The sequence below is a fragment of the Leisingera sp. genome (assembly GCF_034669605.1).
Taxonomy (GTDB): domain Bacteria; phylum Pseudomonadota; class Alphaproteobacteria; order Rhodobacterales; family Rhodobacteraceae; genus Leisingera.
In genome coordinates, this window is record NZ_JAXMOX010000150.1 from 1 (window position 1) to 12,011 (window position 12,011).

Here is a 12,011-nt window from a genome sequence, read left to right on the forward strand (position 1 = left end):
CCGATCTAGGCCGGCGAAGTGGCCGAGATGACCGTGATCGGCGATGTGAAGGACAAGATCTGCCTGATCATCGACGACATGTGCGACACCGCCGGCACGCTGTGCAAGGCGGCGCAGGTGCTGCTGGACAACGGTGCCAAGGAGGTGCACGCCTATATCACCCACGGCGTGATGAGCGGCCCGGCGGTGGAGCGGGTCACCAATTCGGTGATGAAATCGCTGGTGCTGACCGATTCGATCCAGCCGACCGACGCCGTCGCTGCCGCGCCCAACATCCGCATCCTGCCGACCGCGCCGCTGTTCACCCAGGCGATCCTGAACATCTGGCACGGCACATCGGTGTCGTCGCTGTTCGAGGACAAAACCCTGGTGCCGATCTACGAGAGCCTGACCTTTAACGGCAGCTGAGGCGGCTGGTGTCCGGACGTGATGAAAGCCCCGCGATTGCGGGGCTTTTTGTCTTTTCCGGATCTGTTTCCGTATCTGCAGCGGGGCAGCCGCAGGCAGGCGCTACAGCAGTGAAAGGCTGTGCGCCGACACCCAAAGCCCGGCTCCGAAGGTGAGATGCGCCGCCAGGCTTTTCAGCCGGGCCATGTTCGGCGCCGGTGTCCGTCGCGCAGCGATCCCTGCCCCAAGGCCAGGTTGAAGGATCAGGAATGGCGCGCACACTGTCAGGGCGCCAAACGCCAGCGCCGGCCAAAGGCTGGGGTTATTAAGCCACTCCTCCCCGATCGCCGCCAGAAATGCCGCTGCAAACAGGATGCCGGTCAGGTAATGCGCGGTCCAGCCGATCAGCCGCTCGCCGGGAACCGGCCGGCTCGCCGTGATGGGCCGGTGAATGAAGCGCCCCCGGACGGCATGGCCAAGCCACCGGCCGACCATCGCATAGTCCAGAGACCGCATGGACAAAAGCCGTTTCTGGGCCAGTGCAACCAAGTCCATGAAAACCGTTGCCCCGGTCCCGGCCAGGACCGCCTTGAAAATGAGTTCATCTATCATAGCACATTCTGCCTTTTCCTTTGTTCGCACATTGAGTCCGGAGCTGGCGTACAACTTCAACTCAACTTGAAGTCAAGACCGGTTTGCCGCCCGGGTGCCGCAATCTGCGTTGGCGGCTGCCTTGGCGTTCCATTGAACCAAGCGCCAAGGCTGCAAGGCGTGTTGCGCGGTTTCAGAGCGCCAGCCGGACGGTCTGGGCAGAAACCTTCTTGCCCTGCCGGCGCAGGTCTGGCAGCCTGCCTGTTCAAGGCGGCTTGAGGTCGAACATGAAACTTCTGGATATCGGCGAGGTCGCGGAGCGTTCCGGCGTGGCCCCCTCGGCACTGCGGTACTACGAGGAAATCGGGCTGATCACCTCTGCCGGGCGCAAGGGGCTGCGGCGGCAGTTCGGGCGGGAGACGCTGCTGCAGCTGTCGCTGATCACGCTGGGCAAGGCGGCCGGGTTTTCGCTGCAGGAAATTGCGGGCCTGTTCGGCAAGGAGGGCCAGCCGGATCTGCCGCGCAGCCAGCTGCACGCCCGCGCCGATGCGCTGGAGGCGCAGATCCGCGAGCTGTCGGCCCTGCGCGATGCGCTGCGCCATGTGGCAGACTGCCCGGCGCCCAGCCATCTGGAGTGCCCCAGGTTTCAAAAACTGCTGCAGGCCGGAACCCTGACCGCCAAGGTCTAGCGCCGCGCCCTAATCGACGTCCCAGTCATCGGCATGGGGCAGGTCGCCAATGGCCAGCCAGCCCGCGCGCAGGCGGGCGGCGCGGCTGTCAGCCCAGGTGCGGAAGACGATTTCAAACCCTTCGCAGGTAATGTTTTCCGCCACCAGCTCGGCCCGGATCGCGGCGGAGGTGTCCATATCCCACAGCGATGGCGACACATGCACGGCCGGCGGGCGGGCAAAGGCCACTGTGAAACTCACGGCGCGGCGCCGCTCACGCGGGCCGGAGCCGGTCCACATCTCGCCGCCGTCTTCGAAATCCGAAAACACCTCGGTATCGCCCTGATCGACCCCGGTGCGGGGGTTGCGCAGTCTGTTCATTCCGGTTCCCAAGCGATTGGCGTGCCGTTCAAACTACGCCATACATCAGGATTATCCAGAAACCAGCCGCAAAGACCCGGCGGCTGTTGCTTTTGCGCAAAGCGCGGCTGGTCTGCCCCCGCCCAGGCCGGACAGAAACCCTGGCGGCCGCAACACCGGGAACGGGAATTTCCCCCCGAAGAGCCGCAGATCCCCGATTGGGGAAAAACTCCCTGATTGTCGCAAACGCCGTGCATTCCGGCGCGGTTCCGGCGCGACCCCGGGGCCGATTTCTGCTGTGTGTCCGCATCCGCCTTTGACAGGCGATTTGACCGAACCAAGGAGATATCCGTGTCACCAAATGATCCGAACATCGTGAAGCCCGGCTTGGCGATGGCGCTGCTGCCCATCGTGCTGACACTGGGTGTTCTGGGCGTCCAGCTGTTTTATTTCGGCGATTTCACCCCGCATATTCCGCTGGCCATCGGCATCGCCATCACCGCGCTGGTCGGCCTGAAACTGGGCCATAAGTGGGGCAATATCGAAGAAGGCGTGTTCCATGTCGTGACCATTTCGCTGCCCTCCCTGGCGATCCTGATCAACGTCGGCATGATTGTCGGCATCTGGATTGCCAGCGGCACGGTGCCGACGCTGATCTACTACGGGCTGAAAATCCTGTCGCCGGAGCTGTTCCTGGCCGCGGGCATGGTGCTGTGCGCGGTCGTGTCGGTGTCGCTGGGCACCTCCTGGGGCACGGTGGGCACCGTCGGACTGGCGCTGATGGGCATCGGCGCGGGCTTTGGCATTCCGATGTACTGGACCGCCGGTGCGGTGGTTTCGGGCGCGTTTTTCGGTGACAAGATCTCGCCCCTGTCGGACACCACCAACCTGGCGCCTGCGGTGACCGGCACCAACCTGTTCGACCACATCCGCAATATGCTGCCGACCACGGTGCCGTCGATGCTGATCGCGCTGGCGGTCTATCTGGTTGCCGGATTCACCCTGATCGACACCTCGCAAGTGTCGTTTGAACGGATCGACGCGATCACCGAGGCGCTGGACGGCGCGTTCTGGATCTCGCCGCTGATGCTGCTGCCGCCCGTCTTGGTCATCGCGCTGGCGGTGAAGAAGCAGCCCCCCATCCCGTCGCTGTTTGCCGGTGCTCTGGCCGGCGGCATCCTGGCGGTGGCGTGCCAGGGCGCGGGCCTGCATGAGACCTTCACCTTTGCCAACAGCGGCTATGCGATTGAAACCGGCGTGCCGGAAATCGACCCGCTGCTGAACCGCGGCGGCATCCAGTCGATGATGTGGACCATCTCGCTGGTGCTGCTGGCGCTGGGGTTCGGCGGCGCGCTGGAGCGCACCGGCTGCCTGCAGGCGATCATCGAGGTGATCATTGCGCGGGTCAAAAGCTTTGCCGGCATTCAGGCCTCGGCGATCCTGACATCGGTTGCGACCAACACCGTGGCGGGCGACCCCTACCTGTCGATTGCCCTGCCCGGCCGGATGTATGCGCCGGTTTACCGCGGCATGAAGTATTCGCCGCTGAACCTGTCGCGCGCGATCGAAGAAGGCGGCACGCTGGTGTCGCCGCTGATCCCCTGGAACGCGGGCGGCGCCTTTGTGATCTCGGCGCTGGCGCTGGGGATTTCCGATGGCAATTTTGAAAACCTGCTGTACATCCCGCTGGCCTTTGCCTGCTGGCTGTCGCCGCTGATCGGCATCTTCTATGCGATGACCGGGCTGTTTTCGCCCAAGGCAAGCGAAGACGAAATCACCGCCTGGGAAGACAGCGGCGAGCCAGTGGCCATGCTGACCGCCTGACGGAACAGCGCGCCGGTGGCCTGCGCCGAAGGCATCGCATCATCACCGGCCTGGCGCTGCTGAATGAAACCAACATGACGGTGGCCGGGATTTAAGCCGCCACCGGTTTCAGCAGCGCCACGCAGCTGCCGATCCGGTTCAAGAAGCGCGACCGGCAGCCGCCTGCCGCGTTTCGCAAAAGCTGGACCGGAACAGCGGCAGAGAAACACCCCGGAGCGCGGGCTATTTCTCCTCGGATGCGAGGGCGGTGCTGAGCTCCGTGATCTTTTCCAGCCGGGCGGAAATCCGGTCCTGGAACCGGCCCAGCTCATCAATGATCGTGTTCAGAGATTCACCGGCACTGCCCAGCCGGGCGCATTCGATCTTGCACAGCACCCGGGTTGTTGTCAGCGCCATGAAGTGGCGGTGCAGGGTCATGCAGGCCTTCATAATGCGGCCGGCCTCGAACCGGACATCCTGCAGGCTGGCCCTGGCCTTGGTGAACTGATCTTCGCTGAGCTGCGCCAGAATCGCCTGTTCACGATTGATATCAATGGCTGCGGCGCCGTCTTCCTGATTGAGCTGACGGCCGCATTCGGTGAGGATCCGCGCCAGCCCTTCGACAAAGATGGCTGCCGTGACGGTGCCATTGATGGCGCGGAAATTGCTGTTCTTTCCCCAGACATGGGCCTCGAACCAATTGGACATGTCGCGCGACATCGCGTTGTAGTTCTCGGACAGAACGGTGACCGGCCCGCCGGCCGGTTCGATCCGCGAGGCAATGACCCGCAGGTTGTGCGGGATGGTGCGCATCGATTCGAATTCCTGCACCAGCGCCTCGGTTTCCTGCAGCAGATCCCCGGCTGCGGAATGCATCGCCCGGCGTTCCGCCAGGCGGGCGTCCGCGGGGCGCTTCAGGCCTGCATCGCGGGCCATGAGCTCTTCCGCCAGGGCATGGCCGGCAAAGTCGTTGTAGGTGGCAAAGCCAAGCTGCTGAAGCCGCGCCAGCAGCAGCGCGGCGCTGTCTTCAGGGGCCAGTCCGTCGCCGCGCTCCGCCTGGCGCAGCAGCGCGTATTCCTGCTCGACGGTCCTGAGCAGCGGGCTGGTGGGCTTGATCCGCGCCGACAGGTAGCCGTTTTCGCAGGGGGTGACGACCGCAAAGACCCAGTAATAGCTGCCATCGCTGGCCCGGTTCTTGACATAGGCGCCAACGGTGCCGCCGTCCTTGATCCTGTCCCACAAGAGCTGGAACACCGCGCGCGGCATGTCCGGATGGCGGATCACCTTGTGCGGCGCGCCCAGCAGATCCTCCAGCGGGTGTTTGGCGACACGGCTGAACACCGCATTGCCGGCCTGGATCACACCACGGGTGTCAGTGCGGGAGAAAAACACCTCGTCGAGGGCAAAAGCCGATTCCCTGCCCGTCGTTCGGGCAGCCAGCGTGCGGTCTTCAAAGGACACGAGCGAATTCCTGTCAGTGAGTGTATGGGGCCGCTTCTGTTTAAGCGGCACAGCTTTTCAAATTGCTAATGCGGCGGCGCAAGGACAGAGTTTTCCCCTGCGGCCGGGGCCGGCCGGACGCCGCCCCCGGCCGCAGCGGGATCACGCCGCGGCGCCCCGGGCCTGGTCCGGGGCCGGGATCTGCGCCTGGTCCTGCCGGGTGTCTTCCAGCGTCAGCCCCAGCTTTAGGAACAGCGGCAGGCGGCGGGCGGCGAAATTGCCCGCCCTGGCCCCCAGCAGGGCAAGGTTTTCCTCCTCGGTCTCCAGCACCCGGCCGTCGTGCTGCAGCCGCTGGCCCTGCGGCGCCAGAATGCGCCAGGCCAGCGCCGCCCAATCGGCAGGCGTCTCATGGCCTTCGCTGCGGGCCAGCAGGAACAGCTGCTCGAACCGGTCCGCCTCAACCCCGCCGCCGGTGACCGGGGAGGCCAGAAAGCGCAATGTGCCGCTGTCCTCGGCCCGCTTGCAGACCGCCAGGTTGAAGGCGCGGCAAGCAGCCGCCCGCTGGGCCAGCCCCTCCTGCGGCAGGCAGGGGGTGATGCATCCGGTACCGGCGAGGACCGTCAGCATCCGGGAGATGCTGCCCCAGTCCATGGCGCCAAACACCCCCTGATCCAGCAGGCTGCGCACGGTTGCCGGCCCCTTGGCCAGCGCCTTCAGAACGGGCGCGTAATGATCCTGTTCCAGCGGCACCTCTTTACCCCGGTGCTGTAATTTCAGCACGCCGCCGCTGTAGGGGCGGCTGAGGGCAAAGGGCGTCGCGAACCAGGCGCCGATCCCGCCGCGCGGGGTATGCGCCAGTTTGCCCTTCACAAAGATATCGGTGCGGAAATGCTCGTTCAGCAGCAGATCGCGCAGCCCTTCGCGGCGGTCGGGATCGCCCTCGCTGTCGAGCAGGGCCTGCTGTTCCGGCGTGAAGCGGATGCAGTCCAGATTGTCCAGCGGATGCACCGACCCTGCAAAAATCAATTTGGCCCCGGCCAGTTCGCCCGCCAGATCCTCGAAGTAGAAAGGGGGCCAGTCCTTGTTGAAATACTCATGCGCCAGATAATTGGCCGGCATCGATTTCATCTGCTCCAGGCGCTTGGCGGCCGCCGGATTCCTGGCAAAATACGCCGCCCCCGCTGCGCCCAGCTGACGGGCCAAGGCCGTCGCCTCGCCGATCCGGTCTGTCAGCGCCCCGCTGCCCTTTTCTGCCCGGGCGGCAAGAAGCCGGCGCAAGGGCATGGCTGCAGCCCAGCCGGGCATCGCGTTATAGCTGACATAGACCAGCCCGCCCGGCTTCAGCCGCTTGGCGATGAAGCGGGTGATATGCTGGCGGTTTTCCTCCGACACCCAGCTGAACACACCATGCAGCGCGATGATGTCAAAGACCTGGGGCAGCCCCGGCGCGGCGTCGAAACCGGCAAAGCAGCGTTCGTGGAAATGCACGTTTTCCAGCGCCGCCTCCTGCGCCAGCTCCCGGGCGCCGGCGATATGCGAAGGGCTGAAGTCCATCGCGTGAAAGTCGATATGCGGGTTGGCCGCGGCCAGAAGATTGGCGGAAAACCCCTGACCGCAGCCCAGCTCGCAATAGCTGATGCGGCCACCGTCCAGAGCGTGCCGGTGGCCCTGGCTCATCGCGCCGAAGCCCAGCAAGGCCGGCGTCAGCTGGCTGTGGAAGTCATGGGTGTAGTCAATGCCGGCGACGTAGCCGGAAGTCCAATCGGTCACGGCGACTCCTGTAGTTTGGGACGTTGTCATGCCGGGCAATTTTTCGAAAAGTTGTGAGAATAGCGTTAATGATCCGCAGGCCGGGGGCAGATCTTGTGAAGTGAATGCCGGCCTGCTGACATCATGCGCCAGCGGGCAGGCCGGCGATGAGGCCAGCGATGAGACCGGTGCCGTTCGCCGCGGTTCCGGAGAGGGGCTGCTTGATGCAGGTTTCTCGGACGCCGCGCGCGATGTTTGAATGATGCGCGGCATTGCCTGGCGTCGGAGAAACACGCAAGCGGGAAATCGCGGGGTTGGAAGTGGGCGGATCAGCTGGCTCTATGGGGATTTGAAGCGGTTGATGGCCTTGGTACTTGTTCTGCAGGTTGGGCGGACCGCGCTCGGCGCGGCGCATGCCCATCAAGGCTCACAAAACCCATGCCGAAGCTGCCTGCCCCGAGCAGGTCCCTGATCCTGGCGATATTGGCGGCACGGTTGCGATTCGCGAAGACGCCGTAGGGGCGGATGCGTTGCTGCCCCTTGGGCAGGGCATGGATCAGGAACCGGCGAGTTCATCCGCCGCAGCGTCACCCGGAACAGAAACTTCACCCCGGTCATGGTCTGATCGCGGGTACAGTTGCTGGTGCCGCTTTCCATCAGTTGCCGCTGGAAGCCCCGCACATCGCCGGGTACCGCGGTCCCGGGGGGATCGTCCGAGCCAGGCTGCAAACCGCTTGCTGGCCCGCAAGTGGCTGGTTTGAAGCGCCGGCCCCGGATTGCGCGCCGGTATATCGGCAATCATCCGGGCGCGAAGGGGTGCCGCCGATGCGGACTGCTGAACGGTCATCGGAAACCCTCTGTCAACCGAGGCTAAATCACCGCGCCCGACAGCACGCAGCCGTCATCGAAATCCGCAAAACAAATCCCGGTTTCCCGCACCGCCAGCCACAGGCGCCCATATCGCGGAGCGATTTAGTGCGTGAGCCCACCTTGCTGATTTCCTGATAAGTGGCCAAAGTCCCCTTTTTAGGATTTTTTATTCGGCACCCCAAATCCGTCCAGCTTCTTGCTTGAGATTTTTAAGTTCCACTTGGCTGAGGTAAGCGCAGGCAGCAGTCCGGTCGCCTCCGTGTTTTTTTAGTGCAGACCGCCAAACCCGCAGCGCCGAACGAGGTGACCACGGCAGCGCAGCTTGCCTGAGCCATTCGCGGAGATCCGCTGGCAACTGGTCAAAGGCCGCCATCGGATTTCCGCTTTGTTTTGACCGGGGCAAGCTCGTCCGCGCATTGCTGCCGCGCCGTGTCACAAAACCTTTCCGCCTCGCTGCGCTGATCATACAGGCGCGCGCCGCCAATGCGGAAACGGGTCGGGCAAGCTGGCCCAAGCGTCGGGCGTAAATGCATGCGCATCTTCAACAAGGGCCGCATCCAACGCCGCTGTTATCGCTGCCTTGTCCATGCCCGAACCGATAAACACCAATTCTTGGCGCCGGTCCCCGAAGGGCTCCTGCCAGTGGTGCTCTAAATACTCTGTTGCCTGCGGGCTTGCCGGGCGTCGATCTTCGGGAACGGTTGCCCACCAGATGCCCATAGGTTTGACACTGCTCAATGCGCCTGCAAGCGAAAATTCAGCCACCCAATCGGGTCGCGTCGCTATCCAAAAATGCCCCTTGGCACGTATGACGCCGGGCAAGGGGCCAGACAGCACGTCGCTCACTTTCTGAGGGGCAAAAGGCCGTCTTGCGCAATACACAAACGACGAAATCCCATATTCTTCAGTTTCAGGGATGTGATCCGAAAATCCGTAAAGCTCTTTTGCCCAAAGCGGATTTTCGTGCGCTTTTTCAAAATCAAACAGGCGCGTATCAAATATTCGGTCATGAGGCACTTTCCCGTAGTCAGCCTCGATTATTTGCGCATCCGGATTCAATGCCACAACTATCATGCGAGCGGCTTCTACGTTTGCAGGCCCGGCATCATTCGCTTTGTTCAGGATTACAACGTCGGCAAACTCTATCTGGTCGACCAGCAAGTTCACGAGCGTGCGGTCATCGTTCTCGCCCATCACCTCGCCACGATCCCTGAGAAAATCGTGGCTGGCGTAGTCTTTCAATAAATTGACTGTATCGACCACGGTCACCATCGTGTCGAGCCGCGCAACATCCGAAAGGCTGACGCCATTCTCATCGCGAAAGTCAAAAGTCGCCGCAACTGGCAATGGTTCCGAAATGCCCGTGGATTCGATGAGAAGATAGTCAAAGCGGCCTTCTGCGGCGAGACGGCTGACCTCTTGCAACAGATCGTCGCGAAGGGTGCAGCAGATGCAGCCGTTTGTCATTTCAACCAGCGTTTCTTCCGTGTGGCTGAGGTTTGCATCGCCGTCGCGAATGATGCCGGCGTCGATGTTGACCTCGGACATATCATTTACAATGACCGCAACGCGGCGGCCATCACGGTTTTGCAAGACTTCATTCAGAAGGGTGGTTTTCCCTGCTCCCAGAAAGCCTGAGAGGACAGTGACGGGAAGGCGTGTGTCTGTGTTTATCGCGGGAGTGTTCATTCTGGAGCGGCCTTGGACTAAAGGATTGTCTGAAGCGGAGCGGCAGGCTTGCTTTTGTCGCAGGCCTGCCGCTTTGGCATGGGGAAGCGACCGGATTTAATGCGCGAGCATATTTGCTGCGATCTCGGCACCAGTCATATTGGCCGGGAAATATGTGGGCCAATTGGTGACTTCCTTCAGCAGTTCTGCGCGGTCGTCGCCCCAGTACAGATGAAAATGCTCCGCCTTTGCCGGCACGGTTATATGGTCACTGAACTGGATGAACTGCGGTGCTTTTGCGTCACCACCTGACTTTTCAAAGATGTAACGCACACCTTGGTTGCCGGACTCATAGGTTAGAATTTCATAGCCGTCGTTTTCGTATAGCCCCTGAACGGGCAGGCCATCCCGGAAGAAGGTCACCTTGGAACCGTCGATCAGAATGCGGCCTACATCGGTCGCGTAGCCTGCGTCATAATAGGCGCGGAATTCCTCGACGGTGCGTTCCGCATCTTCGGCTTTATGCGCCAGCACGGCGTCCAGAGTGCCGTCTTGCAAAAATGGATAAACCGATTGCCAGTCGGCCTCCCAATCAGACAGCTCGCGGGCTTGAACGTCCGCTTCGTTTACAAGAACCGGTTCATGCGCGTGCTCCTTATGATTAACGACGCTGGATGTGGCGTGGTTTGCTGTTTGGGCAATGGCCGGAGCCGAAACGGTCATCAACACACTGATTGCGGTGATGGCCGTTCGTTTGAGGGTTTTGCAGGGCATCCAGGGACTCCAGTTTTCTAGTGATTCGAATGTAATAACATAACATGCCACGCATGTAGTTTCATCGGATGACTTTGGCAAGACACGCTTTCCAACAGGTGATCTTTAGCGCAGGCCAACAACTGAAAGCGGTCATTGGAGCAACCGCGGCGAATTCAACCTTTGTCCGCAGTGCGGACAGCGGGCCAAATCATTCTTCAAAGGGCAGCTCGGTGAAAATACCCTTCCAGCGGGCGATTTGCCGCTGCAGGCAAGCCTCGTCAAACAGCCTTCCCCGACGAAAAAACCGGCCCCCAGAAGGGAGCCGGTTTCAAAATCGTCCAATCCGCGTTTGGATCAGAGGGACATATGGGTGCCCAGGGCTTCCATGTCGGCGAGCAGCTTGGCTGCGTCCTCGACCAGCCCGTGCGGCTGGTCTTCCTCTTTTGCGGTCTTGTACGTCTCGCGGGCGTCTTCGATCAGCGCGTCCATCTGCTCGCGCGTCATCTCGGCCATCGGGATCGCGTGCTCGGCCAGAACCGACAGGCTGTCGCCGCCGATTTCAGCAAAGCCGCCGGTGACCACATACTCCGAGTTGCCGTCCGGGCTTTCGACCTTCAGCACGCCGGGGCGCAGGGTGGTGATGGTGGGCGCATGGGCGGGCATCGCCGTCATGTCGCCTTCCGCACCGGGGATCTGGACCGCGCTGGCCTGCAGCGAAGCAAGGCTCCGCTCGGGGCTCACGAGGTCGAATTGCATCGTTTGTGCCATTGGGGCCTCCTTTCAGGGTTCCCCTGCACCGCCGGGGCGCAGGGGAAAATCCAGTCTTAGGCGGCTTCCGCAGCCATCTTCTCGGCTTTTGCCTTCACTTCTTCGATGCCGCCGACCATGTAGAAGGCGCCTTCGGGAAGGTGGTCGTATTCGCCGGCCACAACGGCCTTGAACGACGAGATGGTGTCTTCCAGCGGAACCTGCACACCGTCAGAGCCGGTGAAGACCTTTGCCACGTCGAACGGCTGGCTGAGGAAACGCTGGATCTTACGCGCACGCGCAACGGTCAGCTTGTCCTCTTCCGACAGTTCGTCCATGCCGAGGATCGCGATGATGTCCTGCAGCGACTTGTAGCGCTGCAGGATCTGCTGAACGTCGGAGGCCACTTTATAGTGCTCTTCGCCAACGATCTGCGGGTCCATCAGGCGCGACGAGGAGTCCAGCGGGTCCACAGCGGGGTAGATGCCGAGTTCCGAGATCGCACGGTTCAGAACGGTGGTTGCGTCCAGGTGGGCAAAGGTGGTTGCCGGAGCCGGGTCGGTAAGGTCGTCCGCGGGCACGTAGACCGCCTGGATCGAGGTGATCGAGCCGTTCTTGGTGGAGGTGATGCGTTCCTGCATCGCACCCATGTCGGTTGCCAGCGTCGGCTGGTAGCCCACAGCGGAGGGGATACGGCCCAAGAGAGCGGACACTTCCGAACCGGCCTGGGTGAAGCGGAAGATGTTGTCCACGAAGAACAGAACATCGGTGCCGGACTGGTCGCGGAACTGCTCGGCCAGGGTCAGGCCGGTCAGCGCAACACGGGCACGGGCTCCCGGAGGCTCTTTCATCTGACCGTAGACCAGGGCCACCTGGGATTCTTCCAGGTTGTCCGGCTTGATCACGTTGGATTCGATCATTTCCCAGTACAGGTCGTTGCCTTCACGGGTCCGTTCGCCAACACCCGCGAAC

Annotated in this window: 12 protein-coding genes and 1 pseudogene; 3 read left to right on the plus strand and 10 right to left on the minus strand. The window is 62.3% G+C overall.

The window, feature by feature from the left end; translation table 11 throughout:
- Positions 1-9: 9 nt before the first annotated feature.
- Positions 10-408, plus strand: a pseudogene (locus VOI29_RS17100) (phosphoribosyltransferase family protein); the annotation flags it as partial.
- A gap of 102 nt (positions 409-510) precedes the next feature.
- Here VOI29_RS17100 and VOI29_RS17105 read toward each other — a convergent pair.
- Positions 511-999, minus strand: coding sequence for a DUF2938 domain-containing protein (locus VOI29_RS17105; protein ID WP_323781312.1), 489 nt, complete (start codon positions 997-999; stop codon positions 511-513).
- A 266-nt stretch (positions 1,000-1,265) separates the two neighbouring features.
- Between VOI29_RS17105 and VOI29_RS17110 the strand changes: the two genes are divergently transcribed.
- Positions 1,266-1,667 (plus strand): helix-turn-helix domain-containing protein, encoded by a 402-nt coding sequence (locus tag VOI29_RS17110; RefSeq protein ID WP_323781315.1) that lies wholly within the window; start codon positions 1,266-1,268, stop codon positions 1,665-1,667.
- 9 nt (positions 1,668-1,676) lie between these two features.
- Here the strand turns inward: VOI29_RS17110 and VOI29_RS17115 are convergent, their stop codons facing one another.
- Positions 1,677-2,027, minus strand: a complete 351-nt coding sequence (locus VOI29_RS17115; protein ID WP_323781319.1) for an H-type lectin domain-containing protein — start codon at positions 2,025-2,027, stop codon at positions 1,677-1,679.
- A gap of 372 nt (positions 2,028-2,399) precedes the next feature.
- On the opposite strand from VOI29_RS17115, the gene nhaC reads away from it, so the two are divergent.
- On the plus strand, positions 2,400-3,830 hold the full coding sequence (gene nhaC / locus VOI29_RS17120; protein WP_323781345.1) for a Na+/H+ antiporter NhaC: 1,431 nt from the start codon (positions 2,400-2,402) through the stop codon (positions 3,828-3,830).
- Positions 3,831-4,052: 222 nt separating this feature from the next.
- Here the strand turns inward: nhaC and VOI29_RS17125 are convergent, their stop codons facing one another.
- The 8 genes from VOI29_RS17125 to atpD form a co-directional block, all read right to left on the minus strand.
- Positions 4,053-5,270, minus strand: coding sequence for a PAS domain-containing protein (locus VOI29_RS17125; protein WP_323781322.1), 1,218 nt, complete (start codon positions 5,268-5,270; stop codon positions 4,053-4,055).
- 141 nt (positions 5,271-5,411) lie between these two features.
- Complete coding sequence (locus tag VOI29_RS17130) at positions 5,412-7,019, minus strand: class I SAM-dependent methyltransferase (RefSeq protein ID WP_323781325.1); 1,608 nt, start codon at positions 7,017-7,019, stop codon at positions 5,412-5,414.
- Positions 7,020-7,140: 121 nt separating this feature from the next.
- Complete coding sequence (locus VOI29_RS17135; RefSeq protein WP_323781328.1) at positions 7,141-7,419, minus strand: hypothetical protein; 279 nt, start codon at positions 7,417-7,419, stop codon at positions 7,141-7,143.
- 615 nt (positions 7,420-8,034) lie between these two features.
- Complete coding sequence (locus VOI29_RS17145; protein WP_323781331.1) at positions 8,035-8,334, minus strand: DUF6525 family protein; 300 nt, start codon at positions 8,332-8,334, stop codon at positions 8,035-8,037.
- Positions 8,331-9,557, minus strand: coding sequence for a GTP-binding protein (locus VOI29_RS17150; protein WP_323781334.1), 1,227 nt, complete (start codon positions 9,555-9,557; stop codon positions 8,331-8,333). The genes VOI29_RS17145 and VOI29_RS17150 overlap by 4 nt, the downstream gene beginning before the upstream one ends.
- Before the next feature lie 96 nt (positions 9,558-9,653).
- A complete protein-coding gene (locus tag VOI29_RS17155; protein ID WP_323781337.1) occupies positions 9,654-10,310 on the minus strand; it encodes a metal-binding protein ZinT in 657 nt (218 codons plus the stop codon).
- 336 nt (positions 10,311-10,646) lie between these two features.
- The gene (locus VOI29_RS17160; protein WP_323781340.1) at positions 10,647-11,060 is read right to left on the minus strand and encodes a F0F1 ATP synthase subunit epsilon; all 414 of its coding nucleotides are present in this window, start codon (positions 11,058-11,060) and stop codon (positions 10,647-10,649) included.
- 56 nt (positions 11,061-11,116) lie between these two features.
- The coding region (gene atpD / locus VOI29_RS17165) for a F0F1 ATP synthase subunit beta (protein ID WP_323781342.1) at positions 11,117-12,011 on the minus strand (895 nt) is incomplete at its 5' end.

What these genes read in the sequence shown, in the direction of transcription:
- VOI29_RS17115 (WP_323781319.1), bottom strand. Translation starts at nt 2,027, where the DNA reads ATGAACAGACTGCGCAACCCCCGCACCGGGGTCGATCAGGGCGATACC.
- nhaC (WP_323781345.1), top strand. Translation starts at nt 2,400, where the DNA reads ATGGCGCTGCTGCCCATCGTGCTGACACTGGGTGTTCTGGGCGTCCAG.
- VOI29_RS17135 (WP_323781328.1), bottom strand. Translation starts at nt 7,419, where the DNA reads ATGGGCATGCGCCGCGCCGAGCGCGGTCCGCCCAACCTGCAGAACAAG.
- VOI29_RS17150 (WP_323781334.1), bottom strand. Translation starts at nt 9,557, where the DNA reads ATGAACACTCCCGCGATAAACACAGACACACGCCTTCCCGTCACTGTC.
- VOI29_RS17145 (WP_323781331.1), bottom strand. Translation starts at nt 8,334, where the DNA reads ATGATCAGCGCAGCGAGGCGGAAAGGTTTTGTGACACGGCGCGGCAGC.
- VOI29_RS17155 (WP_323781337.1), bottom strand. Translation starts at nt 10,310, where the DNA reads ATGCCCTGCAAAACCCTCAAACGAACGGCCATCACCGCAATCAGTGTG.
- VOI29_RS17160 (WP_323781340.1), bottom strand. Translation starts at nt 11,060, where the DNA reads ATGGCACAAACGATGCAATTCGACCTCGTGAGCCCCGAGCGGAGCCTT.
- VOI29_RS17110 (WP_323781315.1), top strand. Translation starts at nt 1,266, where the DNA reads ATGAAACTTCTGGATATCGGCGAGGTCGCGGAGCGTTCCGGCGTGGCC.
- VOI29_RS17105 (WP_323781312.1), bottom strand. Translation starts at nt 999, where the DNA reads ATGATAGATGAACTCATTTTCAAGGCGGTCCTGGCCGGGACCGGGGCA.